Raw genomic sequence first — 24,761 nt, 5'->3', positions numbered from 1 at the left:
ATAGCTGGCAAAGTGTGCAAAAGCGCATATGGTCGTGTCTACCGATCTCCAGCCGCATTGCGACGTGAAAATCGGTTGACACTCCCTCGAAATCGCTCCAACTCATCAAAATCATCGTATATATTGTCGAAAAAGGAGACTATATTCCATGAGAGCTGTACTGACACGGGTAAAAAGTGCCTCCGTTGCCGTGGACGGCAAGACCATCGGCCAGATCGGACAGGGCTTTCTGATCCTGCTGGGCATCACCCATGAGGACACCGAGGCCCAAGCCGTGAAGCTGGCGGACAAACTGGTGGGCCTGCGTATTTTTGAGGATGAGGACGGCAAGATGAACCGTGGTCTGGAGACGGTGGGCGGCGAAATTCTGGTGGTATCCCAGTTCACTCTTTACGGCAACTGCCGCAAGGGCCGCCGTCCGGACTTTCTGGCCGCCGCCCGGCCGGAGGTGGCCATCCCCCTGTATGAAAAATTCGTGGCCTTGTGCCGGGAAAAGGGCTTCCACACTGAGACCGGCGAATTCGGTGCCGATATGCTGGTCCAGTCCGTCAACGACGGCCCCCTGACCCTGATCGTAGACACCGACCAGCTCTCCAGCTGACCAATATGCTCCATCGGCGGAGTATATCCCGGCTCTGCTTGGCTGTTTTTTCTCTATGCGATCCCCACGCTATCTTCTACACGACCATTCACATCCCAGCGATGCTTGATAAAGGAGAATATCCCATGAAAATCGATTCCATCCGGGTGGGCTTTATTTCCACCAACTGCTATCTGCTGTGCGACGAGGAGACCGGGGTCTGCGCCCTCATCGATCCCGGTGACAAGCCGGAGCAGGTGGCCGACATGGTCAGCCGCTCCGGCTGCCGTCTGGAGTACATCCTGCTGACCCACGGTCACTTTGACCACACCACCGCCGTCCGGCCTCTGCTGGAGAAATACCCCGACGTGCCGGTGTACATCCACGAGAAGGACGTCACCGACCAGCCGCCCAAGCACATGGATATGATGTTCTCCCGCCTGCCGGAGCACAACCAGCGCTACTACAAGGAGGGGGACACCCTGACGCTGGGCAGCCTCACCATCCGTGTCATGGAGACGCCGGGCCACACCCAGGGCTCCGTATGTCTGCTGGTAGGGGACGTGATGTTCTCCGGCGACACCCTGTTCCGTGGCTCCTGCGGCCGCACAGACTTCGCCGGCGGCGACCCCAAGGCCATGCTGGCCTCGCTGGACCGGCTGGCGGCGCTGCCCGGCAACTACAAGGTCTATCCCGGCCATGAGGGGGCCACGGAGCTGGACTATGAGCGCCGGGTGAACCCCTTTATGACCCGGCGGCTCTCCCTGTGACGGAGGGGTGCCATGAAGCTGATCTTTCGTGGTCACGACGACCGGTACGCCGTGGAGCAGAGTCTGCTGGCTTTTTTCCCGGAGGAACGGCCGGTCTATGAGCCGGCGGAGGATGGGGAGGATCATGCGCTGGTGACGCTGAGCCGCTCCCCCCGCTATAACACCGCCGTCACCACCATCACCTACCACGGCCGGACGGCCCGTGGCATCTCCCGGACCGCCGTGGACCCGCAGCTGACGGAGTATGAGGCGGAGCGCCTTCGCCAGAAGGCGGTGAAGCTAAGCTTCTTCAAGGCGGCACGGGAGATCACCGGCATCACCCCCAGCTGGGGGGCGCTGACGGGCATCCGCCCCGGCAAGCTGGCCTCCCGGATGCTGGAGGAGGGCATGACGGAGCGGCAGGTGGACCGGGTCCTGCGGGACACCTACTTCGTCTCGCCGGAGCGCCGGCGCCTGTGTATCGAGACGGCGGAGGCCTCCCGCAGAGCCAAGGCGGACCTGCGCCCGGAGGATATCTCCCTGTATGTTGGCATCCCCTTCTGCCCCACCCGCTGCGCCTATTGCAGCTTTGTGTCCCAGTCCGTGGAGCGGACGCTGGGACTGGTGGAGCCGTATCTGGAGGTGCTGCACCGGGAGATCACCGACGCCGCCCGAATGGTGGAGGAGACGGGGCTGCACATCAAATCCTTCTACATGGGGGGCGGTACTCCCACTACCCTCTCCGCCGATCAGATGGACCGGCTGCTGACCCACCTGAATCGCAGCTTCGATCTGTCGGGCTGCGTGGAATACTGCATTGAGGCCGGACGACCGGACACCATCGACCGGGAGAAGCTGCAGGTGCTGCTGGATCACGGCGTAGACCGCATCAGCGTCAATCCCCAGTCGCTGGAGGATCACGTCCTCACCGCCATCGGCCGCCGCCATACGGCCCGTGACGTGGAGGAGGCCATGGCACTGGCCACCGGCATGGGCTTTCCCCATGTGAACATGGATCTGATCGCCGGACTGCCGGAGGACACGCCGGAGGGCTTCCGGCGGACGCTGGACAAGTGCCTGTCCTACGGGGCCGACAACATCACCGTCCATACCCTGAGCCTAAAAAAGGGAAGCCGCATTTTGCTGGAGAACTTCACCATCCCCTCGGCGGAGGCGGTGGGGGAAATGCTGGACTACGCCAACGCCGCCCTCCGGCAGGCGGACTTCCACCCCTACTACCTGTACCGGCAAAAATATATGTCCGGCAGCTTTGAAAACACCGGATGGTGCATATCCGGAGCCGAGGGGCTGTATAATATCTACATCATGGAGGAGCTGCACAGCATCCTCTCGCTGGGGGCCGGTGGGTCCACCAAGATGGTGGATCCGGTGCATCAGCGCATCGAGCGGGTATTTCACACCAAGTACCCCACAGAATACATCCAGAGAAGCGAAAAGCTGGAGGAAAATCTCTCCGCCTTCCGTCAATTCCATGAGAACATGAGGGGATGAGCATCCCCGGACGGGAGGGTACATGGGCTTTCTGGGGGGTGCCGCCCTGCTGACGGCGGCGGTAGCGGTCAGCAAGCTGCTGGGGGCCTTGTATAAGATCCCTCTGGGCAACCTGCTGGGGAGCCGGGGCATGGGCTGCTTTCAGGCGGCCTACAACGTCTATGGCGTGCTGTTGACCCTCTCCACCGCCGGTCTGCCGCTGGCCATGAGCCGTCTCATCGCCCAGAGCAGGGGCAGACCCCGGCGGCAGCGGCGCATTTTCCATGTGGCGCTGGCGTTATTTCTGGCGCTGGGGCTGGTGGGCAGCGGTGTGATGCTGACCTTTCCCCGGCAGCTGTCGGGCCTGCTGCACAATGAGCTGGCGGCCCCCTCCATCCGGGTACTGGCCCCGGCGCTGCTGGCGGTGTGTCTGCTGTCCGCCATCCGGGGCTACACCCAAGGGCAGGGGCAGATGCTGCCCACCGCCGTCAGTCAGGTGGTGGAATCCGCCGGGAAGCTGGTGGTGGGGCTGGGCCTTACGTGGTATCTCCTGACTGTCCGGGGCGTCTCCCCGGAGATCGGGGCCGCCGGGGCCATGGCAGGTGTGACCGTAGGCTCACTGCTGGCACTGCTGGTTCTGACCCTGCGGTGGCTGCCCTCCTGCATGGGCAGCGACACTCCACCTTCCCGGCGGGAGGTGCTGGGTCAGCTGCTGAAGATCGGCGTTCCCATTACGCTGGGAGCCGGAGGCATGAGCTTCATCACCCTGCTGGATCAGTCCGTGGCCATGGATGCCCTCCAGAGCCGGTTGGGTCTGGGGCTGGAGGAGGCCAACCGGCAATACGGGGAGTACGCCTTCGCCCTGACGCTGTTCTCCCTGCCGCCCTCCTTTCTCTATCCCATCAGCGTCAGTCTGGTGCCGGCCATCAGCGGAGCGCTGGGACAGGGCGACCGGCGGACGGCCCGCCGCCACACCCGCACCGCCCTGCGGATGGCACTGCTGCTGGCGCTGCCGTCGGGGATAGGGCTGTCCGTTCTGGCGGGGCCTGTCCTGCGGCTGCTGTACCCCGCTCAGGTGCAGACCGCCGCTGCCGCCGCCCATCACCTGCGGGTGCTGGGGCTGGCTGCCGTGTGCGTGTGCCTGATGGTGGTCTCCGGCGGTATTTTGCAGGCATGGGGCCACGAGCACATCCCGGTGGTAACGCTGCTCACCGGCGGGGCGGTGAAAATCGCTGTCAGCTACCGGCTGGTGTCGGACCCCGCTTGGGGCATCCGGGGCGCCGCCGTGGGAACACTGCTCTGCTATGCGCTTATTGCGGGGATGAACCTACTGGCGGTGGGACGCACCACCGGGATAGTCTTTCGCTGGGGCGTTCCTCTCCGGACGCTGGTGGCAGTGGGGGCCATGGCGGTGACGGCCTCCGGCTTTTACCGGATGCTGGTACACCGGGCTTCCCTGCCGCTGGCCGTGCTGGGAGCCGTAGCGGCAGCCGCTGCGGTGTACGGCGGTCTCGTCCTGCTGCTGGGGGCAGTGCGCCGAGAGGAGCTGTGTGCCGTTTTTGCCGCCAAAAAGCGGCGAAAACCATCTGGATTTTTTTAAGGATCTCTCACAAATGACGAAAAGTCTTGCAATAGGAGCGTAAATATGATAGATTTTGAGAGGAAGGAGCATTACGGTCTTTCGGATCTGCTGCGCATCGTGGCGTTGCTGCGGTCAGAGGGCGGCTGTCCTTGGGATCGAGTGCAGACTCACGCCTCCCTGCGGCGCAGTCTGCTGGAGGAGGCCTATGAGGCCGCCGAGGCCATCGACCGGGAGGATCCGGCCCTGCTGAAGGAGGAGCTGGGGGATCTGCTGCTGCAGGTGGTATTCCATGCCGACATCGAGCGGCAGGCCGGCGATTTCACCATGGACGATGTGGCCGACGGTGAGGTTCGCAAGATGCTCTTCCGGCATCCCCATGTGTTCGGGGGACAGGAGACGGTGCAGGACGCCGATACGGTGCTGGAGGGCTGGGAGGCCATCAAGCGCCGGGAGAAGGGCCAGCAGACCACCGCTCAGGCGCTGGATGCCGTGGCCCGGAGCCTGCCGGGACTGTGGCGGGCGGAGAAGCTCCAGAGCAAGGCCGCCCGTGACGGGTTCGACTGGCCGGACATCTCCGGAGCGCTGGCCAAGCTGGACGAGGAGGTTTCCGAGCTGCACCGGGCCGCCGCCGGAGACGGCGACGTGACGGAGGAGCTGGGAGATGTGCTCTTTGCCGCCGTGAAGGTGGGGCGCTTTGTCGGGGTGGACCCGGAGGTCGCCATCCACGGCACCTGTGAGAAATTCATCCGCCGCTACCGGGCGGTGGAGGAGGGGGCAGCCGCCATGGGGAAATCCGTGGATCAACTGCCGCTGGAAACGCTGGAGACCCTGTGGGTCGAGGCCAAGCGATCTTAATGCGATGGATATCGTTTTAGGATATAGACGTACCAAAGAAACATTTTTTAGGAGGAATCACCATGAATAAAACCGAACTGATCGCCGCTGCCGCCGAGAAGGCCGGCCTGTCCAAGAAGGACACCGAGGCTGTCATCACCGCTACTCTGGCTTCCATCACCGAGGCCCTGCAGAACGACGACAAGGTCCAGCTGGTGGGCTTTGGCTCCTTCGAGGTGAAGAAGCGTGCCGCCCGCACCGGCCTGAATCCCCGGACCAAGGAGACCATCGAGATCCCCGCTTCCGCTGTTCCCACCTTCAAGGCCGGCAAGGCTCTGAAGGACGCCGTTGCGAAGTAAGGTTTTATATGGTTTCGGTCGGTGTGCTGCGGCACACCGACCTTTTCATGAAAGGAGCGACGTTTCATGCGTCTGGACAAATATCTGAAGGTTTCCCGGCTCATCAAGCGCCGTACCGTGGCCAATGAGGCCTGCGACAATGAGCGTGTCATGGTCAATGGCCGGGTGCAGCGGGCCTCCTACGACGTGAAGCCCGGCGACCGCATCGCCATCCGCTTCGGCCAGCGGACGCTGGAGGTGGAGGTACTCACCGTAGCGGACAATGTGGGTAAGGCCGAGGCCGCCGCCATGTACCGGGAGATCATGGACAGCCCGTCATAACCGAAGAGCCCCTTTCATACACATATCGTAGTATGTATGTGTATGAAAGGAGCTTTTTTATGGCATATGAGATCACCGGCGCTCCCCTGCACCACCGGCTGGAGCTGGATGGCCGGGAGCGTCTGACGGTATCCGGAGTGGAGGACGTGGCCCGATTCGACGAGACATGCATCGTCATGTCCACCTGCGTGGGGGAGCTGGTGGTCACTGGCGAGGGGCTGCACATCGGGAAGCTCACGCTGGACGGCGGAGAGCTCCATGTGGACGGCCACATCGACTCCATCAGCTATGAGGAGCCTGCCGCAGGGCGCACCTCCCTGCTGTCCCGACTGTTCGGCTGAGGGGATGGAGAACTATGTCTCCGCCCAGCTGCTGCTGTTGGGGCAGGCGGCGCTGCTGGGGATGCTGGGTGGGGTGGTCTATGATCTGCTGCGGCCCCTGCGGCGGGGTCGGCTGATCCACCTGACGGATGCCCTGTTCACCGGGGGGCGGGCTGGTGCTGATGGTGTGGTTCCTGACGGCGGTGAGCCAGGGCGAGGCACGGCTCTTTTTGCTGCTGGGAGCCTGCGGCGGAGCGGGGCTGTATTTTCTGCTGCTGGCACCGCTGCTGCGGCCGCTGTGGGACTTTTGGGTCGCCGCTGCCGCCGCCTTTGGACGGCTGCTGGCACTTCCGCTGCACTTTGGTGTAAAGTTGGCGAAAAAAATCGGGAATTCCCTGAAAAAACACTTTCTTTTTTGGAAAAAATACGCTACAATGAAACAGTATCGGTGGGAGTATCCCCCATCTGCAAGGCGCAGGAAAGGAGACCGCTATGGCACGGAAGAAAAACACAAAAAAACGCCGGAGCGGTCTGCTGGGCGCACTGGTGCTGCTGATCCTGCTGGGCGTGATGGCCTATAAGCTGGTGGAAGTCTATGGTGACCTCTCCGCCGCCAAGGAGCAGGAGGCACGGCTCCGCACTCAGGTGGAGCAGAAGGAGGAGGAGAACAACTCCCTGAAGGATGCGCTGTCCCACGCCGACGACCCGGACTACATTCTGGGGCTGGCCCGTGACCGGCTGGGGCTGGCGGAGGACGGCGAGCGCATCTTTCCGGACGTGAACAACTGAGCATCCCCATTTCAACACCGAAGGGAGTCAATAGAGAAGTATATGGAACTGGCGGTTGGGACGATCATCAGCGGGAAAGTCACCGCAATCACCAAATTCGGCGCATTTGTGAGCCTACCCGGCGGGAAGTCCGGTTTGGTCCACATATCAGAGGTGGCCGCTGCCTTTGTCAGCGACGTCCACGACTACCTCACCGAGGGGCAGGAGGTCACCGTGAAGATCCTCTCCCTCTCCCCGGAGGGGAAAATCAATCTGTCCATCAAGCAGGCCCAACCCCAGCAGGAACGCCCGCAGCCGGCCCGATCGGCCCGGCCCCAGGGCAGTCGTCCCGGCCCCCGCAGCGGCGGTCGGTCTCCCCGTCCGGCACAGGCTACAGTGGCCATGCAGCCCCCGGCGGAGCCGTCCTTCGAGGACAAGCTGAAGCAGTTCATGACCCAGTCCGACAGCAAACAGTCGGAGCTGAACCGCTATATGGCGGGGAAGCGGGGCAGCGGGCGCAGGAGAAGATAATTGAAAATAGGCAGGCAGAAGCGTAAAGCTTCTGCCTGCTTGTTTTTTGGGGGTGAGTTTTGCCGGTGCCACATTCTCCGTGCGAAAACGGCGCTCTATGATCGGGCAACATTGTCATCCATGGTAAACCCACAGCGCAAATCATTACGCAGCGCAACCGGGACAGTCACGCTGCGTAATCGAGATAAATTACAGGTTTTCAGTCAGCTCCTCGCTGAGCTTCACGGCGCCATACAGATTCTTGGCGCTGCAGCCCGCCCGGCCGCCGCCGGCGCAGGCGCAAGCACAGGCACAGGCACAGCTGGAGGCGCAGGCGCAATGGCTGCCGCCTCCGCCGAAGCCACCGCCTCCAAAACCGCCGCCACGCTTTCCGCCGCCGAAGCCGCTGCTGCGGGGCGGGGCGGGCTTATGCTTGGTGCCCACGGAGCCGGGACGGGGATGGCGGCCATCCGGGCCGGCGGGATACCACAGGCCGTGGACGAATACGTAGCGGGTGCCGAAGCCGCCGGCATAGCCGTCGTAGGCGGCGGCCCGGGCCACGAAGAAGATCACCAGAACGAATATCACGAATACGGTGAATACCCAGTTATCGGAATCGTCGGAATCGTCATAGGAGTCGTCGCCCCGGCTGTTATCCGGCAGATTATCCCGGCTGTTCTCCCAATACAGGGTGGAGGGCCAGCTGGCATATTCCACGGTGAAACTCAACCGGTCCCCCGGTTTCATATTGCTGGCGGTGAGCACATGGTCTCCGCCGGTCTGGCCGTCGGAGCCAACGCCCGCCACGGAGGCTGGGTCGTGCCACGTCAGGGTCATGACGTCCACCGGGGCGCTGTCGAACCAGCCGGGGGTATAGTCATAGGATACAGCCCCGCTGTCGCTGAGGGCATACATATACTCCTGCACCCAGCGGAAAGCGAAGTGGAAGGTCTCGTTGGCATCGTAGGACTGGGTGAAGTCGATGTAGGCGTAGCTGTTGTCGTGATCGATGCTCTGGATGTTGTCGGTGAGGGCCGTCATCTCCCGGATGGAACCGTTGGGGATGCCGATCTTGGCCCCGCCCTTCTGGGAGTTGGTGGCAGGCAGATCCTCCAGAGGCTTCCAGTCCAGCGTCACCTGAATCGTCAGACTGCCGTCCTCGGTGTTGGGAGTGACGTCCACCTGATAGTTGACGATCTCGTCGTAGATCTTGTCGGCGTGGGCGGTGCGGGCCGTCAGGGGCAGCAGACAGGCCGCCAGCAGCAGACACAGCAGCGCCCGGCAAATGGTCTTTTTCATGGTCAGCACCCCTCTCTGTTTCCCTCGCCCAGCTGGCAGATATGCTCCAGCTTGGCACTCTTGGCCCGGATGGCCCGGCAGGTCTCGCCGTCCCAGATGGCGGACCAGTCGTCGGTGAGGAGGTTCCCCAGCGTGGTGCCGCCCAGCCAGCTCTGGCAGGGAACTACCTGCCCGTCGGGGGTGACGGCCATGTTGCTCAGGCAGGCTCCGCAGCTGGGGATCAGGTGCAGGCCAAGGCTCCGGAGCGTCTCCTCCGGCAGCCAGCCGGGGCTGGTGAAGTCGATCTCCATGCCCAGCTCCTCCGCCGTCTCCACGGCCTGACGCAGCACGGCAGTCAGCTCCTCCTGCGTCAGGCGGGTGGCCTGGCTGGCCTCCGTCTCAGCGCCGCCGGAGGGAATGAGCCCGGAACAGGTGACGTATCGCACTCCCAGCTCATGCACAAAGCGGAGGGTAGCGGCATAATCCCGATTCAGGCTGCACAGCGGCGTGTTCACCGACGTCATCAGGCCCGCCGCCACAGCGTTGCGGACGCCCTGCACCGTGTCGTCGAAGCCCGGTGCGCCCACCAGCGTATTGTGGACAGCGGCATCGGCGCTGTACAGCGTCACCTGCACGCTGTCAAGGCTTGCCTCATACAGCCGGCGGCACAGCTCCGGCGTCAGCAAACGGCCGTTGGTGTTGAGGCGGGTCACGAACCACTGGGCGGCCTCCACCAGCTCCACCAGATCCGCCCGGAGGGTGGGTTCTCCGCCGGTGAAGGTCACCTGCGGGATATTGGCGTGGCGCAGGCGCTCCAGCGCCTCCTTCCACTGAGCGGTGGTCAGCTCCCGGCTCTCGCCCATGGGCTGTCCGGCGGCGTAGCAGTGGAGACACTTCTGATTGCAGTGCCATGCGCCGTCCTGCGTCATGGCGCTGACCATCAGGTCCATGCGGTGGGGCGCCGACATATAGGGGGCATAGTCCCCCAGACTTAGGGTTCCTACCTCCACCGGCGGCTCCTGCCCCCGTGCGATGGCGATGAGGCTCTCCATCAGCAGAGCAAGGTCCTCCCGCAGCTGCTCCGGCTTGGTCCGGGGGTAAACGCTGCGGGTGGCCGTCACGGCCTCCTCCGCCAGACGCTCCCAATCCACCTGCTCCACCTCACGGTCCGGGGCGTTGTCGCTCTCTGTGAAGAAGCTCTCCAAGGCCGCCATGAAGTTGGCCAGCAGAATGGCCCAGCTGAGATTCAGCGGGATCAGCTTGGCCCCGTTCAGCAGTAGAAGGAAGGGTTCGTCCTTCCCCTCCGCCCGTGGCGGGATCATGTGCAGCCGCACCACGCCCGGACCCTTGGGATCCAGTGTGATATGGCGAACGCAGCTCAGGTGCTGCTCCCAGAATTTTTTCTCACGACGGGTGATACGCATCCGAATCAGCCCTCCCTATCCTGTTATTCTCTGATTTACAGTATACCATATCTGCTGAAATGTGCAAGAACATCTATGGGGGAGGAGGTTCTTCTCTCGGCTATGATGCCGCAGCGCAGGTGCTGATGGGATGATTTTGTGGCTTTCCATAAAAAGGAGCCGCCCTGCAAGCAGAGCGGCCCAAGCGGGTGGGATATTGGAAAGCTTCCGATGCTTATGATATACCCGTCCGACAGTTTTGTAAATAGGAGCTTTTGGCGGAAAACAGGAACTTTTTCCGCTTCCTGTCGAATTTGTCGTGGATTTTAATTTTTTGTGAATTATCCACAAAAATAGGCAAAGCACCTTTTCAAACAGTATGCAACATGGTATAATGCCCACAAGGATAAGGGGAAACCTCTCCCCGACCCTTCCCCCCTTTTTGCAAAGGACACTTGGAAAGGAGCAAGCCACATGAAGTTCACATTTGCCTGTAAGAAAATTGCGCTGAACGACTCCATCAAGGAATATGCCGAGAAGAAGATCAGCAAGCTGGATCGGTACTTCCCGGAGGAGGCAGACGCCTTTGTGACCTTCGCCGTAGAAAAAAAGAACCGCTGCGTGGTGGAGCTGACCATCCGGGCCGCCAACGGCACGCTGTTTCGGGCGCAGGAGGAGGACCCCGACGGGGATATGCGGGGCGCCATTGACGAGGCGGTGGCCTTCATCGACCGCCGTATCCGCAAGAACAAGACCCGGCTGGCCCGGAATCTGCGCCCCGACGCTCTGACCTCCAATATCCCTGCCGAGTTCGATGTGGTGGAGGAGCCGGAGTACCATCTGGTGCGTACCAAGCGCTTCGCCGTGAAGCCTATGAGCACCGAGGAGGCTATTTTGCAGATGAACCTGCTGGATCACTCCTTCTATGTATTCCGCAGCGTGGAGACCGGCAATATCTGCGTGGTGTATCACCGCAACAACGGCGGCTACGGTCTCATCGAGACGGAGTAAGGCGCTGAAAGTAAGCGCTTTGTCATGGCATAGAGCATATGGGGTCCCGGACAAATGTCCGGGACCCTTTTTTGCTGCGCCGCCGGCAGGCAGCGGAAAGGGTTTCTGCCGGCAGGGATGGAAAAAGGGACGCCCCAGCGGGCGTCCCTTCTATGGTTTTGCGATCGTTATGGGGAAATTACTGGTTCTGCTCCGGCTTGTCGTCCTCCAGCAGGGTCTTGGCGGAGGCGGCCAAACCGGCCAGCCCCTGGATCTCGCTGGGGATGATGATCTTGGTGGCCTTTCCGTCAGCGGCCTTCTGGAAGGCTTCCAGCGCCTTCAGCTTGATGACCTGATCGTTGGGGGCGTTCTCGTTGAGCATCCGCATGGCGTCGGCCAGCGCCTGCTGCACCTTCATGATGGAGGCGGCCTCGGCCTCAGCGGCCATGATCTTGGCCTGCTTGGCGGCGTCGGCCTTCAGGATGGCGGATTGCTTCTCGCCCTCGGCCACCAGGATCTTACTGGCCTTCTCGCCCTCGGCCTGCAGGATGGACTCACGGCGCTCACGCTCGGCCTTCATCTGCTTCTCCATGGCGTTCTGGATCTCACGGGGCGGCAGGATGTTCTTCAGCTCCACACGGTTGACCTTGATGCCCCAGGGGTCCGTGGCCTCGTCCAGAATGGCACGCATCTTGGCGTTGATGGTATCACGGGAGGTAAGGCTCTGGTCCAGTTCCAGCTCGCCGATGATGTTGCGCAGGGTGGTGGCGGTGAGGTTCTCGATGGCATTCATGGGATACTCCACGCCGTAGGTATACAGCTTGGGATCGGTGATCTGGAAGTAGATCACGGTGTCGATCTGCATGGTGACGTTATCCTTGGTGATGACGGGCTGGGGATCGAAATCCGCCACCTGCTCCTTCAGGCTTACCTTCTTCACCACACGCTCAATGAAGGGGACCTTCAGATGCAGGCCCACGCCCCACACGGAGTGGAAGGCACCCAGCCGCTCCACCACATAGGCACGGGACTGCTGCACCACATAGATGTTGCGGACGATGATCACGAGCACCAGAATCACCAGAATGGCGATCCCTACGATACCGGGGACAGACAGATTGTTGGTAGGCATTTGTTCTTCCTCCTGTTTGTTTTATGAATGGACGGGCTGACCCGCTTCTTCCTCCACGAAGAGCCGCACGCCCTCCATGCGCTGTACCTTCACCAGCGTATCCTTCGGAATGACCCGGCCGCTGGCACTGCGGGCCGTCCACGTCTTGCCGTCGGCGTACACTGCTCCGGTGGGGACGGTATTGTCGATGGTCTCGGTGACACGGGCCGTCTGGCCCAGCACCCGGTCGGCGTTGGTGGGCGTCTCGTCCCTGTGGAGCATCTTCTGCACCAGCGGACGGGTCGCCGCCAGCGCCGCAATGCTCACCACGAAGAACAGGACGATCTGCACCCACAGGGCCGCCCCCAGCACCGCCGCCAGCAGACCGGCCACGGCGCCCAGCACGAACCAGATGGAGACCAGTCCCACCGTCACCGCTTCCACGATGCCAAAGACCACGATGGCTGCGATCCAAATGACGATCATAGCTCCTCCTTTCGGGTTTCCCCTTGGTTTCTGGCTTGATTATATCATATCCGGCGGCGGGATGCCACTGTTATTTCCATCCTGTTAAATTTTTGTCAAAATCGCCAAGAGACGGGCGGCGGCTTTGCCGGGGATGTGGAAAAGAGTGGGGATAAAGGAAGGGACGCCCAACCGGCGTCCCTCGTAATATATCGCTTCAAAGCATCAGAAGGTGTCCACGACCTGACCGTCGGCATCGTACAGGGTGCCATAGAGCCCCTCCGGCACGCCGGAGAGCCACAGGGGGATCAGCACATAGGGGCCACTGAGCTCTACGGAAAAGCTCTCCGGGCAGTGGTCCTGCTCCGGGATACCGGAGGTCTGGGAAATAGCGGAGCTGAGTCTATAATCCAGCGTCAGACGCCCCCCTTGGAGGTCACTGACATCGCCGCTGAGCACCAGCAGCGTCCGGGCCGGGTCACCGGTGGTGGTGAGCATCTTGTCAATGGCAGGCGATCTTCCGTACCGGCGGGTGGGATCGTCATCCGTCCGGGCCAGCAGACCGGCCTCCGGGCAGAGGTAGGTGTGTCCGCCGAAGCTGGCCTGCCGCAGCTGCGTCATGCTGACCTCGGTGCGGTCCGGCGTTTTCCAGAGCACGAAAATGTCATCTCCCACCTGCCGCTTGGCGTGGATGGAGAGGGTAGCCGGGTCCACCCCGGCGTACTCCGCCACCTGCTGATACACGACCTCCACAGAGTCGTCGTAGCGGACATAGCCGGACTGTGTCAGGTGCAGATACTGGCAGATAGCCGTCCCCATGAAAACCAGTACAAACCCCGCCGCCAGACCTGCCAACAGGTAGAGATACTTTTTCATTGTCCGTCCTCCTTTTCTCGTCGGTTGAATAGCCAGCCCAAAGCGCCCCACAGGAACAGCAGAACGCCGCCCAGCCGGACACAGGGGATCACTTCCACCAGAATGTAGTCGATGCAGGGGATAGACCAATAGGAATTGATGAGCAGTGCCAGTGCCTGGAGGATCCAACCCAAAAAGGGCGCCGCCACAGCCACAACGACCCCGGCGATCATAAGCCCCCCGAAGGGTGCAGGTACACTCGTTTTACGCATATTCGTCAGACTCCTTCTTATTCACTTGTCATTTGATGAACCCGTATTTTTCAGCGACCCATTGGTATCACCCATCCCTCTCTTGTCACAAAAATCTCTCTTTCACAGGGTAGTAAACCGTTCCTGCGGGAAAACCCTCACATTTGAGGGTGTTTTTCTGCATTGTATCACGGCGGAGGCAGTGCGTCCAGCATTTCGCACGCAGTATGGCAATTTTCAGATTTTTACACAGAGGATCGGGGGATGCTTCGTCATTTCTCCCAAGTAAGCTCCGGGATGGGGATGGAGATATCCGCCTCCGGGAAGGGGGCCTTCTTGTCCTCCCGCACCCACATGGGGCGGACATTGTCGGCGGCAAACTGCCGCTCCACGCTGGGGACTCTGGCGGTGGCGTACAGCAGTCCCTCCGGACCGTAGACCTCCAGCAGCAGGACACACACCATGCTGCTGTTGCCGACGTAGGCGGCCACCGCCAGCTTTCCGTCCTGATAGGCCATGGCGAAGTTGGTCGCCACGGTATACGGCATGGCATCCTCATCGCCCTGCTTCTCCGGCTCCGGATCGGTGAAGCTGACGGTATAGCCGGTGACGTAGGCGGTCTGTGTGGGGCAGGTGTAGTCCAGATGATAGCCCTCCTCCGTCCGGGACAGCACCGTCAGCTGATTATCCCAGAGCACCACGATGAAGCCGTCCCGGATGGTCAGAGTATGATACCCGCCCGTGCCGGGATCCGACTCCGGCACCGGGCCGAGGGACAGCTCCTGCAGCAGGCGGTAGGTGCCGCCCTCCAGCAGGCGCAGCACCAGCTGGCCGTCCTCCTGCGTCATGAGATACACCGTGCCGCCGAGCTCCTCCTGCTTCAGGGTCACCACCTGCTGGCGGGTGATATCCAGGGAGTACACCAGCTGGCGGCGGGACGGCACGGGGGTGCTGCTCCCGTCATCATTCGTCTGCACCGGGACGTACCACAGGCCATAGCCCTCCGGCGCCCAGTCGGGCTGGGGCTGCGCCGCCGGGTCGATGCCCAGAGTGGTGAGGGTGCCGCCCTCCAGCGGCAGGCTGAAGGGAGTGAAGTACATGGCGGAGGAGATCCCGGTGAAGTCGTAGCCGTTGATCTCATAGCTGCCGTCTGCGTTGCGGGCCAGCGCCACGGTGAGGTCGTCGGACGCTCTCACCGGGATGCTCAGGGCCGGGAAGGGTACGGTATCGCCAATGTCCCACGGGCCGTAGGCATCGCAAAAGTCTCCGCCGCCGGGCCAGGAGGCGCCGCTGAGGGACAGGGGCAGGTCCTGCCAGTAGTCCGCCAGATGCACCGTCACGTCCACCAGCTCCTCGCCGGAGGCACGGGCCTGCCGCAGGACCTCCCGGCAGATGGGGTCGCTGTCGTCCTCCTGATTGACCAGCAGGCACTGGATGTTGTAGCCATAGCCGTCAAAGATCCACTGCCCGCTCCGATCGCTGTACGCCAGCCGGAAGGATGCGTCGGTGGCGTCGGCGGCAGGGTCGTAGTCCATGCGCCATTGCAGGCGGTTTTGCTCCATGCCGATGCGGGCGGCCATATGCAGGCCCTCTGCGGCGGCGGGATTGCCAATGGTACAGGCGTCCGTCATCGTCAGCGGCAGGGCCTTGGAGCCCAAGGCCATAGCGGCAGCCGTCAGGGCCACGGCACACACCAGCGTCAGGGCCAAAATGGCTCTCCATGTGCGTTTCATGTCACCCCTCCTCGTCCGGCAGCTGGCTCAGGGCCTTGCGGACCCGATCCGCCTGATAGTGATACGTCTGCTTCACACGGGTCACCAGATCCTCGTCCTCCATCTCCTGCTGGGAGATGTCTCCGATGAGCCGCCCCTGCCGCAGCAGGACAGCACGGGACAGGAAAGTCTTGACCTCCTCCAGCAGATGGGTGGAGAGGATCACCGTCTCGTGATCCGACAGCAGGCCCAGCATCACCCGGTAGAAGTCCTCCCGGTTGAAGAGATCGCTGCCGGAGAAGGGCTCGTCCATGAGGATGTAGTCCGCCCCCTGTGACAGGGCCAGCGTCACCTCCAGCTGGTTCTTCATGCCGGTGGAAAAACTCCGCAGGGGCTTGTGCAGCGGCAGCTGAAAGAACTCCGTCAGCAGGCGGAACCGCCGATCGTTGAAGGCAGGGAAATGGGCCTGATAGAAGTCCCGGTGATCCGCCGGGGACAGGGCCGGAAAGAAGGAGTGCTCGCAGGTGGCAAAGGACAACCGGTGGATATTCCCCGGCCCGATGGCCTCGCCGTCCAGCGTCACAACGCCCTCGTGGCGCAGATAGCCCAAAATACACTTCATCAACGTGGTCTTTCCGGCACCGTTCTCCCCCAACAGCCCCACGATCTGCCCCTGCGGGATGGTCAGCGACACATCCGACAGGGCCTCCTTGTCCCGATATTTCTTTGTTACATGAGAAATTTCCAGCATAACGGTTCCCTCCTTCAGCTTCATATTCCGAATAATCCGTGGCCCAAGGTCTGCGCCGGGGTAATGAGACGCCAAGCCGCCCAGCACAGCACCGACAGCGCCGCCGCAGCCGCTATGCAGGCCGCCATCCACCGCAGCGGCACCGTCCACACCTGACGGCGCAGGGTGCGGCCGCCATCCGGCAGGCGCCGCATGAGATAGATGCTGCGCCCGCCCTGATAGTAGGAGGCGTACAGCACCGTGGCCGACAGCAGCGCCCCCAAGGCGAACAGGGCCATCAGCACCAGCGCAGGCTCCATGGTCTGCCAGAAGGGCAGCATTCTTGCCCCCGCCCGCACCACGGAGCGGTTTCGCACCGGGTCCCACTCCATCAAGCTCTGATAGGCGCTGCCATAGCGGCAGGCAAAAAGGATGCCGCCCCCAAAAACGGCCCCCAGCAGGGTACCACGGATGATGCCGGCCATACGCCCGGCCTCCACGTTGGGGGGTAGGGCCGCCGTCAGGCCCTCCCGCGAAAACCAACTACACTTCACGGCGCTCACCTCCTGTCAGAAGCAGGGTCAGCGTGCAGCCGGCCATGGCCAGCGCCGCCAGCAGCATCGCCATCCACGCATTGTCGGCGACATCCACCGTGAAGGTAAACATCGTGACACCCACCGTCAGCAGTGGCCACAGACACAGCCGTCCCCGCCGCTGGCTCCGGATGAACAGGGCCGCCGCCAGTGCATTGGCCATCAGCAGCGCCAGATCCGTCACCCACACCGCCGCATCTGCCAGCGGCAGCAGGTGGTGCAGGAAGGAGTCGCTGTACACCAGCAGCATCAGGGATTGGGGGCCGACACCCCAGTTGGGCTCCAGCCCCTGAAGCTTCAGCTGCATCCCCAGCAGCGCTGCCGTCGCCACCAGCGCCCACAGCACCAGCAGCATGGCGGCGTGGTACGCCGCCCACCACAGATCCACCAGCTCCTCCCGCAGGCGCAGGCGGCGAACCGTGTAGGCCGTCTGGCTGCCGAAGCCGCAGCCCCCCAGGCACAGCATGACCATCACCATCAGATAGCCCACGGCGGCAGCCAGCGGCGCCGCTCCCACACCGGCGGCACCGCCTGTGTTTTCGGGATTTTCCAGATACGTCAGCACACCCACCGCCAGTGCCGTCAGTCCGGAGGCAATGAGTACCGGGACCATGCTGGCCCGTGCCGCCAGTCCCATCACCGAAAGCTGCTTGTTCATTCCGTCTCCTCCTCTGCATACAGTCTCTCAAACAGGCTCCAGGCACTCTGCCTGTCCAGCCCCATGCGCTTCATACTGCGGACCATGGCACGCAGCTCCGTCTCGGTCAGCTCCTGCCGCAGCGCCGCCACCCGTCCGGCGTCGGCGTGGACGCAGCTCTTGGCTCCGGTATGGGATTCCACCAGTCCCTCCTCCTCCATCATGCGATAGGCCTTCTGTACCGTGTTGGGGTTCACCGCCAGCAGCGCCGACAGCACCCGCCGGGAGGGCAGCTCCTCCCCGTCCCGGATGGTCCCGGCTGCGATCCCCTGCTTGACATAGCGGATGATCTGCTGGTAGATGGGTACGCCCTCCGCCTGCATAAAGGAATCAAACTGTATCATGGCATCGCCTCCTTCAACCGTATTACTCGTATAGTACGCTTTCTAACCGTATTATACGAGTAGTACGGTTTGCTGTCAAGCCCTCCGGTGAAATTTTTTGCCGCTCTTGCGCTTTGGGGGAATATCCGATATACTGGGAGAAACAGGGCGCAGCCCCTGTCCGTGAATCATACTGAGAGGACCATCGTCTATGGAAACGTATCTGATCCCCTGCCTGCTGGGGCTTGAAAAGCTGGTAAGCGACGAAGTGAAAAGACTGGGCCTGCAGGAGGTGCAGGCGGAGAACGGCCGCATCCTCTGCCGGGGAACGCTGGCGGATGCGGCACGGCTGAACCTGAACCTGCGGTGCGGCGCACGGGTGCTGCTGGTGCTGGGCCGCTTCCCGGCCCGCAGCTTCGAGGAGCTGTTTCAGGGGACCCGTGCCATTGCGTGGGAGGACTATCTGCCGGAGAACGCCGCCTTCCCGGTGAAGGGCTACTCCATTTCCTCCCAGCTGCACTCCGTGCCGGCCTGCCAGTCCATCATCAAGAAGGCCATGGTGGAGCGGATGAAGGCCCATTATCACCGGGAGCAGTTCCCGGAGGACGGTGTGAAGTATCAGGTGCGCTTCTCCCTGTTCAAGGACGAGGCAGCCCTGTGTCTGGATACCTCCGGTGAGGGGCTTTACAAGCGGGGCTACCGGGCCGTGGGCGTGGAGGCTCCCCTGCGGGAGACGCTGGCGGCGGCCATGGTGTTGCTGTCCCGCTATCGGGGGAAGGACCCCTTCTGCGACCCCTTCTGCGGCTCCGGCACCATTCCCATCGAGGCGGCGCTCATTGCCAAAAACCGTGCGCCGGGACTGGACCGCAGCTTCGACGCCCAGAGGTGGGCGTTCCTTCCGGCCAAGGTGTGGATGGATGCGGCGGACGAGGCCATGGACAAGGAATTCCACGGCCACTACGACATCTGGGGCGGCGACATCGACCCCCGTGCCGTGGCCATTGCCAGGGACAATGCCCGCAAGGCGGGGGTGGAGGATATGATCCGCTTCGAGGTGGCGGACATGAGAGACTTCCGCCGGGACAGCACCTACGGCCAGTTGGTGACCAATCCCCCCTACGGCGAGCGGCTGATGGAGAAGCGGGAGGCCGAGGACCTGTACCGGGAGCTGGGACAGGTTTGGCGTCGGCTGCCGGAGGGCTGGCGGACGCTGGTGCTCAGCAGCCATACGGAGTTCGAACGCTCCTTCGGACGGCCCGCCGCCAAGAAGCGCAAGCTCTACAACGGCATGATCAAGTGCGATCTGTTCATGTACGGCAATGTGTAAGGGCTCCGTCAAAATTCCACGGTCTTCCCCACAAGTTTTCAATTTGTTCATTCAATTTTCTACCCTGATGCTACAATAGCCTTTGTAACTTTTTCTTAAAGACCCGGGAGGCGTTTGCTATGAAGCACGTTTTCATCATCAATCCCACGGCGGGCAAGTCCGACAGCCGCCAAAAAATCTATGATATGGCGGAGAAGCTGAGGCAGGAGCACGGACTGGAGGTGCAGTGCCTGCTGACCAAGAAGCAGGGCCACGCCACGGAGATCGCCCGCCGCCTGTGCCAGAGCGGTGAGGAACTGCGATTCTACGCCTGCGGCGGCGACGGCACCGTCAACGAGGTGGCCAACGGCATCATCGGCTACGACAATGCCGCCATGACCGTCATCCCCGTGGGAACCGGCAACGACTTCCTGAAAAACTTTGGCCCGGAGGATATGGAGAAATTCCGGGATGCCGAAAATCTGTGGGACGCTCCCCAATTCCCTATAGACGCCATCGACGTCAACGGCCGCATCGCCTTGACCATCGCCTGCTCCGGACTGGACGCACGGGTGGCCAAGGACGTACATAACTTCAGCGAGAGTCCCATTCTGGACGGCAAGAGCAGCTATATCGTGTCCCTGATGGTGAATTTCCTCTTCAAGGGCATCGGCTCCCACTGGACGGTGGAGCTGGACGGCGAGGCCGTGGAGGATGACTATGCCTTGGTAGCGGTGTGCAACGGCCGCTACTACGGCGGCGGCTTCATGCCGGTGGCGGAGGCCCGGATGGATGACGGCGTTCTGAACACGCTGGTGGTGAAGAAGGTCAGCCGCCTGACCTTTATAAAGTTCGTCAATCCCTACTCCAAGGGGCAATACTATAAGTTTCCCCATCTGGCCCGATGTTCCACCCCCAAGGTCATCCGCATCCGCTCGGAAAAGCCGGACATCGTTACCTGTCTCGACGGCGAGTGCATCACCTCCGACGATGTGACCATCCAGATCTCCGACAAGCGGCTGAACTTCTTCGGCCCTGCCGGATGCAGCTGCAACCGAACCGCTCGGAAGCCCCTAATTTAATATTTTGTGAACTTTTCAAAATTTTCCGTTTTCCCCCTTGCAAAACCGGAAAAGTGTGGTATGATAATCAGCGTTAGCACTCCTGAACAGTGAGTGCTAACGCTGATTTCGTTTTTAATAAAAGATATAAGGAGGAACCAACCATGAAACTGACACCGCTTGCTGATCGTGTGGTGCTGAAGATGACGGAGGCGGAGGAGACCACCAAGGGCGGCATCATCCTCACCGGCTCCGCTAAGGAGAAGCCCTCTGTGGCCGAGGTCATTGCCGTCGGCCCCGGCGGCGTGGTGGACGGCAAGACTGTCACCATGAGCGTCAAGCCCGGCGACAAGGTCATCACCGACAAGTACGCCGGCACCAAGGTCACTCTGGAGGATGTGGAGTATATCATCGTCAAGCAGGGCGACATTCTGGCCATCGTCGAGTAAGACTTCTGCGCTGTCATTGTGAGACCGGTCCGCAGACTGGTCGTGGCGATCCGTTCTCCCCGGCCTTATAGAAAGGGTATTACGGATCCCCACGGTCGCTTTGCTCCCTCGGAATGACATTTTTGTAAAATCATTATCTGCAATATAGGAGGCAATCAATATGTCCAAGATCATTAAGCGTGGCGACGAGGCCCGCAAGGCGCTGGAGTCCGGCGTCAATCAGCTGGCGGATACCGTAAAGGTCACTCTGGGTCCCAAGGGCCGCAATGTGGTGCTGGATAAGAAGTTCGGCACTCCCCTGATCACCAACGACGGCGTATCCATCGCCAAGGAGATCGAGCTGGACGATCCGTTTGAGAACATGGGTGCTCAGCTGGTGCGTGAGGTTTCCACCAAGACCAACGATGTGGCCGGCGACGGTACCACCACCGCCACCCTGCTGGCACAGGCCATGGTTCGTGAGGGCCTGAAGAATCTGGCCGCCGGTGCCAACCCCATCGTCATGAAGAAGGGTATGTCCAAGGCCGTGGAGGCCGCCGTAACCGCCATCCGTGCCCAGAGCCAGAAGGTCAACGGCACCGATGACATCGCCCGTGTGGGTACCGTCTCCTCCGGCGATGCCTTCATCGGCAAGCTGATCGCCGAGGCCATGGAGAAGGTCTCCTCCGACGGTGTGATCACCATCGAGGAGTCCAAGACCGCCGAGACCTACTCCGAGGTGGTGGAGGGCATGATGTTCGACCGTGGCTACATCACCCCCTACATGGTCACCGATACCGAGAAGATGGAGGCCGTCATCGACGACGCCTACATCCTCATCACCGATAAGAAGATCTCCGTCATCTCCGACATCCTGCCCCTGCTGGAGCAGCTGGTGCAGGCCGGCAAGAAGCTGTTCATCATCGCTGAGGATGTTGAGGGCGAGGCCCTGAGCACCCTGATCGTGAACCGTCTGCGTGGCACCCTGAACGTGGTGTGCGTCAAGGCCCCCGGCTTCGGTGACCGCCGCAAGGAGATGCTGCAGGATATCGCCATCCTCACCGGCGGTCAGGTCATCAGCGAGGAGCTGGGTCTGACCCTGAAGGACGCCACCGTGGATATGCTGGGCCGTGCCCGTCAGGTGAAGGTCACCAAGGAGAACACCATCATCGTGGACGGCATGGGCGACAAGCAGGCTATTGCCGACCGTGTGGCTCAGATCCGCAACCAGATCGGCCTGACCACCAGCGAGTACGATAAGGAGAAGCTGCAGGAGCGTCTGGCCAAGATGGCCGGCGGCGTGGCCGTCATCAAGGTAGGCGCTGCTACCGAGACTGAGATGAAGGAGAAGAAGCTCCGCATCGAGGACGCTCTGAACGCCACCAAGGCCGCTGTGGAAGAGGGCATCGTGGCTGGCGGCGGCACCATCTATGTCAACGTCATCCCCGCTGTCACCGCCCTGCTGAACGAGGTGGAGGGCGATGAAAAGACCGGCGTGCAGATCGTGGCCAAGGCTCTGGAGGAGCCCATCCGCCAGATCGCTGCCAATGCCGGTCTGGACGGCTCCGTCATTCTGGAGAAGGTCCGTACCTCCGGCAAGAACGGCTACGGCTTCGACGCCTACAAGGAGGAGTACTGCGACATGATTGCCAGCGGCATCGTGGATCCCGCCAAGGTGACCCGCTCCGCTCTGGAGAATGCCGCCAGCGTCTCCGGCATGGTGCTGACCACCGAGTCTCTGGTGGCCGACAAGCCCCAGCCTCCCGCACCCGCTGCTCCCGCTCCCGAAATGGGCGGCATGGGCGGCATGTATTAAGACTCGCCGCAAAACCTTGAAATTGCTTGATTTTTTGAGTGGGCAAAAGCGGATTTACGCTAAACTTATGCCAAAAATTCAAGCGCATGATCGGGTAACAGAAATCGGCACCTGCCTCAAAAGCAGGTGCCGATTTTTTCTTATTTGCGTTTCCGTTTTCCCTTGCCGTGCGACAACTGCGGTCGTGCTTTCCCGCGCTGGTTGATGGGCTTTTCAAGTACTTGGACAGCTTGAGTATTTCAATCAGCGAGACGAACTGCTCTTTGGAGAGCTTGTCATAATCAATACCAAAATATTATAACGGAACGGAGACAGGCAAGGCCTGTCTCCGTTCCGTTATAAACGATAGCATCACAACAGCGGGGCCACCAGCTTCATAAGGCTGCCGCCCAGCTTATAGCCCAGCTTCTCATGGCGGATGGTTTCCGGCGTCACCCGGCGGCACTGCTCCAGCGTCCGCTGGAAATCCCGCTCCACGTCGCCCACGGTAGGGCCGCCGTAGAGATACGCCGCACACTCAAAGTGATGGTACAGGCTCCGGTAATCCAGATTGATGGTACCAACCACCGCCTTCACGTCGTCGCTGGCAAAGATCTTGGCGTGGACAAAGCCCGGTGTATACTCGTACAGCTTCACTCCCGCCGCCGTCAGGTACTGATAGTGAGATTTTGCCAGCGCATAGGCGGCCTTCTTGTCCGGAATACCCGGCAGGATCAGCTTCACATCCACTCCACGCTGGGCAGCGAATTTCAGGGCCGTCTCCATCTCATTATCCAGAATGAGGTAGGGTGTCATGATATGTACATAGTCCTTGGCCCGGTTGAGAATGTCCATATAGACACTCTCTCCCACCTTGTAATCGTCCAGTGGACAGTCGCAGTAGGGCATCACATAGCCCTCCGCCTCCACCGGCGGCGAGGGCAGCAGGGCCTCATCCCAGCGAGGCTCCTTTTCCGTCAGATTCCACATTTGTAAGAACATCAGGGTAAAGCTCTGCACCGCCTCTCCCCGCAGGAGGATGGCGGTATCCTTCCAGTGGCCGAAGCGCTCCTTGCGGTTGATGTACTCATCCGCCAGATTTACGCCGCCGGTGAAGGCCACCTTGCCGTCGATGACCAGGATTTTCCGGTGATCCCGGTAGTTATAGTGGGTGGAGAGGAAGGGCTGGATGGGGGCAAAGGCCTTGCAGCGGATGCCCAGCTTTTCCAGCCGCCGGGGATAGTCCCACGGCAGGGTGGAGATCTCCAGCATCCCGTCGTACAGCACCCGCACGTCCACGCCCTGCGCCGCCTTGTCCGCCAGAATTTTCAAAATGCTGCCCCACATATACCCCTCATCGATGATGAAGTACTCCAGAAAAATGAACTTCTCCGCCTTTTGCAGCTCCTCCAGCAGCGCCGCAAACTTGTCCTCTCCCTGTGGGAAGAACTTCGTCTCCGTGTTGGCATACAGGGGAAAAGAGCCGCTGCGGTTGAGATAGCGGCACAGATCGTCGGTGCCGGAGGACTCGATCTCCGGGTCCCGCAGCACCTCCGGATCCTGATGCAGCAGATCCCGGCTCTCGTCGATCCGCTGCTGCACCAGCCGCTTCAGGGTGCGGTGGCCCACGTCCTTCTCCGTGAACCAGAGGAAGATGCTGGCAGGAATGGGGATCACCGCCAGCAGGAACATCCACGTCAGCTTCCCCGTGGCGTCCATGTCGCTGTTAAAGAGATGGAAAAACATCAGCACGGTGAACACGCCCTGCACCGCCGCAAACCACTCGAAATCGTTGTTGAACCAGCGCCACATCATCCACAGAAGCACCAGCTCCAGAATCAGCAGCAGCGCCATGAGGCCAAACCGGCTGAACACCACCCGCAGGAGGCCCTTGCGACTCTTTTTCACCAGCCGCAGCACATTCTCCTGCTCCCGCTTTTTCTTGTCCAAATGCTCCACCCCTTCGCCGTCGGAAATAACTCACTTATTATATATGGTATCATCTACCGTCTCCCCTGTCAAGAAAAGGGCAGACAGACACCCCGGAGGCTGGGCCTCCGGGGTGTGCGGTTACTCTTCGTTCTTTTTCTTCTGCTGCTCCTCCAGCCGGCGGCCTACCTTCTTCATCAGTTCCAGACACAGCATGGAGCTGATGCCCAGCAGAGCCACCGCCAGAGCGATCTGATGCCGCATGGTCCCACCTCCTGTGTTTTATGAGGTACTTCCATTGTAGCAGATACCGCCGCTTC

At 61.4% G+C, this 24,761-nt stretch carries 28 protein-coding genes; 15 read left to right on the top strand and 13 right to left on the bottom strand.

Going from position 1 to position 24,761, the window contains the following annotated elements:
• Positions 1-148: 148 nt before the first annotated feature.
• The 10 genes from dtd (at position 149) to KJS28_RS00200 (ending at position 7,535) form a co-directional block, all read left to right on the top strand.
• Positions 149-601: a D-aminoacyl-tRNA deacylase gene (gene dtd, locus KJS28_RS00245; protein WP_021858046.1), complete on the top strand. Its 453-nt coding sequence runs from the start codon at positions 149-151 to the stop codon at positions 599-601.
• A gap of 125 nt (positions 602-726) precedes the next feature.
• Positions 727-1,350, top strand: a complete 624-nt coding sequence (locus tag KJS28_RS00240; RefSeq protein WP_213541263.1) for an MBL fold metallo-hydrolase — start codon at positions 727-729, stop codon at positions 1,348-1,350.
• A gap of 12 nt (positions 1,351-1,362) precedes the next feature.
• Complete coding sequence (hemZ, locus tag KJS28_RS00235; protein ID WP_213541262.1) at positions 1,363-2,841, top strand: coproporphyrinogen dehydrogenase HemZ; 1,479 nt, start codon at positions 1,363-1,365, stop codon at positions 2,839-2,841.
• A 22-nt stretch (positions 2,842-2,863) separates the two neighbouring features.
• Complete coding sequence (locus KJS28_RS00230; protein WP_213541261.1) at positions 2,864-4,420, top strand: polysaccharide biosynthesis protein; 1,557 nt, start codon at positions 2,864-2,866, stop codon at positions 4,418-4,420.
• A gap of 45 nt (positions 4,421-4,465) precedes the next feature.
• Positions 4,466-5,257 (top strand): nucleoside triphosphate pyrophosphohydrolase, encoded by a 792-nt coding sequence (mazG, locus tag KJS28_RS00225; protein WP_213541260.1) that lies wholly within the window; start codon positions 4,466-4,468, stop codon positions 5,255-5,257.
• Between the two features lie 62 nt (positions 5,258-5,319).
• Positions 5,320-5,595: a non-specific DNA-binding protein Hbs gene (locus KJS28_RS00220; protein WP_021858041.1), complete on the top strand. Its 276-nt coding sequence runs from the start codon at positions 5,320-5,322 to the stop codon at positions 5,593-5,595.
• Positions 5,596-5,661: 66 nt separating this feature from the next.
• Entirely contained in the window at positions 5,662-5,916 is a 255-nt protein-coding gene (locus tag KJS28_RS00215) for an RNA-binding S4 domain-containing protein (protein ID WP_213541259.1), read from the top strand.
• A 59-nt stretch (positions 5,917-5,975) separates the two neighbouring features.
• Positions 5,976-6,257, top strand: coding sequence for a YabP/YqfC family sporulation protein (locus KJS28_RS00210; RefSeq protein WP_021858039.1), 282 nt, complete (start codon positions 5,976-5,978; stop codon positions 6,255-6,257).
• Positions 6,258-6,728: 471 nt separating this feature from the next.
• Complete coding sequence (locus KJS28_RS00205) at positions 6,729-7,025, top strand: septum formation initiator family protein (protein ID WP_213541258.1); 297 nt, start codon at positions 6,729-6,731, stop codon at positions 7,023-7,025.
• A 42-nt stretch (positions 7,026-7,067) separates the two neighbouring features.
• Positions 7,068-7,535 carry a S1 RNA-binding domain-containing protein gene (locus KJS28_RS00200; RefSeq protein WP_213541257.1) on the top strand — a complete coding sequence of 156 codons (468 nt, stop codon included), beginning with the start codon at positions 7,068-7,070 and terminating at the stop codon, positions 7,533-7,535.
• A 189-nt stretch (positions 7,536-7,724) separates the two neighbouring features.
• Here the strand turns inward: KJS28_RS00200 and KJS28_RS00195 are convergent, their stop codons facing one another.
• Positions 7,725-8,813 carry a hypothetical protein gene (locus tag KJS28_RS00195; RefSeq protein ID WP_213542273.1) on the bottom strand — a complete coding sequence of 363 codons (1,089 nt, stop codon included), beginning with the start codon at positions 8,811-8,813 and terminating at the stop codon, positions 7,725-7,727.
• 2 nt (positions 8,814-8,815) lie between these two features.
• Positions 8,816-10,216 carry a radical SAM protein gene (locus tag KJS28_RS00190; RefSeq protein ID WP_213541256.1) on the bottom strand — a complete coding sequence of 467 codons (1,401 nt, stop codon included), beginning with the start codon at positions 10,214-10,216 and terminating at the stop codon, positions 8,816-8,818.
• Positions 10,217-10,669: 453 nt separating this feature from the next.
• Between KJS28_RS00190 and hpf the strand changes: the two genes are divergently transcribed.
• Entirely contained in the window at positions 10,670-11,206 is a 537-nt protein-coding gene (gene hpf / locus KJS28_RS00185) for a ribosome hibernation-promoting factor, HPF/YfiA family (RefSeq protein WP_213541255.1), read from the top strand.
• Between the two features lie 178 nt (positions 11,207-11,384).
• On the opposite strand, the gene KJS28_RS00180 is transcribed toward hpf, so the two are convergent.
• From KJS28_RS00180 to KJS28_RS00140, 9 genes are all read right to left on the bottom strand, one after another.
• Entirely contained in the window at positions 11,385-12,317 is a 933-nt protein-coding gene (locus KJS28_RS00180) for an SPFH domain-containing protein (protein ID WP_213541254.1), read from the bottom strand.
• A 21-nt stretch (positions 12,318-12,338) separates the two neighbouring features.
• Entirely contained in the window at positions 12,339-12,782 is a 444-nt protein-coding gene (locus KJS28_RS00175) for an NfeD family protein (protein WP_213541253.1), read from the bottom strand.
• Between the two features lie 204 nt (positions 12,783-12,986).
• Positions 12,987-13,637, bottom strand: a complete 651-nt coding sequence (locus KJS28_RS00170) for a hypothetical protein (RefSeq protein ID WP_213541252.1) — start codon at positions 13,635-13,637, stop codon at positions 12,987-12,989.
• On the bottom strand, positions 13,634-13,888 hold the full coding sequence (locus KJS28_RS00165; RefSeq protein WP_213541251.1) for a hypothetical protein: 255 nt from the start codon (positions 13,886-13,888) through the stop codon (positions 13,634-13,636). The genes KJS28_RS00170 and KJS28_RS00165 overlap by 4 nt, the downstream gene beginning before the upstream one ends.
• A gap of 251 nt (positions 13,889-14,139) precedes the next feature.
• Positions 14,140-15,600: a hypothetical protein gene (locus tag KJS28_RS00160; RefSeq protein ID WP_213541250.1), complete on the bottom strand. Its 1,461-nt coding sequence runs from the start codon at positions 15,598-15,600 to the stop codon at positions 14,140-14,142.
• A 1-nt stretch (position 15,601) separates the two neighbouring features.
• Positions 15,602-16,330: an ATP-binding cassette domain-containing protein gene (locus KJS28_RS00155; protein ID WP_213541249.1), complete on the bottom strand. Its 729-nt coding sequence runs from the start codon at positions 16,328-16,330 to the stop codon at positions 15,602-15,604.
• 20 nt (positions 16,331-16,350) lie between these two features.
• Positions 16,351-16,863 carry a hypothetical protein gene (locus KJS28_RS00150; RefSeq protein ID WP_213541248.1) on the bottom strand — a complete coding sequence of 171 codons (513 nt, stop codon included), beginning with the start codon at positions 16,861-16,863 and terminating at the stop codon, positions 16,351-16,353.
• Positions 16,853-17,560, bottom strand: a complete 708-nt coding sequence (locus KJS28_RS00145) for a hypothetical protein (RefSeq protein ID WP_213541247.1) — start codon at positions 17,558-17,560, stop codon at positions 16,853-16,855. The genes KJS28_RS00150 and KJS28_RS00145 overlap by 11 nt, the downstream gene beginning before the upstream one ends.
• Positions 17,557-17,943, bottom strand: coding sequence for a GntR family transcriptional regulator (locus tag KJS28_RS00140; RefSeq protein ID WP_021857961.1), 387 nt, complete (start codon positions 17,941-17,943; stop codon positions 17,557-17,559). The genes KJS28_RS00145 and KJS28_RS00140 overlap by 4 nt, the downstream gene beginning before the upstream one ends.
• A 190-nt stretch (positions 17,944-18,133) precedes the next feature.
• Between KJS28_RS00140 and KJS28_RS00135 the strand changes: the two genes are divergently transcribed.
• From KJS28_RS00135 to groL, 4 genes are all read left to right on the top strand, one after another.
• Positions 18,134-19,249 carry a THUMP domain-containing class I SAM-dependent RNA methyltransferase gene (locus KJS28_RS00135; RefSeq protein WP_213541246.1) on the top strand — a complete coding sequence of 372 codons (1,116 nt, stop codon included), beginning with the start codon at positions 18,134-18,136 and terminating at the stop codon, positions 19,247-19,249.
• 119 nt (positions 19,250-19,368) lie between these two features.
• On the top strand, positions 19,369-20,310 hold the full coding sequence (locus tag KJS28_RS00130) for a diacylglycerol/lipid kinase family protein (protein ID WP_213541245.1): 942 nt from the start codon (positions 19,369-19,371) through the stop codon (positions 20,308-20,310).
• Positions 20,311-20,453: 143 nt separating this feature from the next.
• On the top strand, positions 20,454-20,738 hold the full coding sequence (locus tag KJS28_RS00125; protein ID WP_021857964.1) for a co-chaperone GroES: 285 nt from the start codon (positions 20,454-20,456) through the stop codon (positions 20,736-20,738).
• Positions 20,739-20,898: 160 nt separating this feature from the next.
• The gene (gene groL / locus KJS28_RS00120) at positions 20,899-22,533 is read left to right on the top strand and encodes a chaperonin GroEL (RefSeq protein ID WP_213541244.1); all 1,635 of its coding nucleotides are present in this window, start codon (positions 20,899-20,901) and stop codon (positions 22,531-22,533) included.
• A gap of 351 nt (positions 22,534-22,884) precedes the next feature.
• Here the strand turns inward: groL and cls are convergent, their stop codons facing one another.
• Both cls and KJS28_RS12595 read right to left on the bottom strand, forming a co-directional pair.
• Entirely contained in the window at positions 22,885-24,471 is a 1,587-nt protein-coding gene (gene cls, locus KJS28_RS00115) for a cardiolipin synthase (protein ID WP_228298400.1), read from the bottom strand.
• Positions 24,472-24,582: 111 nt separating this feature from the next.
• On the bottom strand, positions 24,583-24,705 hold the full coding sequence (locus KJS28_RS12595; protein ID WP_267873547.1) for a hypothetical protein: 123 nt from the start codon (positions 24,703-24,705) through the stop codon (positions 24,583-24,585).
• Positions 24,706-24,761 lie beyond the last annotated feature (56 nt).

The sequence above is a fragment of the Vescimonas coprocola genome, from assembly GCF_018408575.1.
Lineage (GTDB): Bacteria > Bacillota > Clostridia > Oscillospirales > Oscillospiraceae > Vescimonas > Vescimonas coprocola.
Note: the sequence above shows the minus strand (reverse complement) of the source record. Positions and strands in the feature narration are given on the sequence as shown.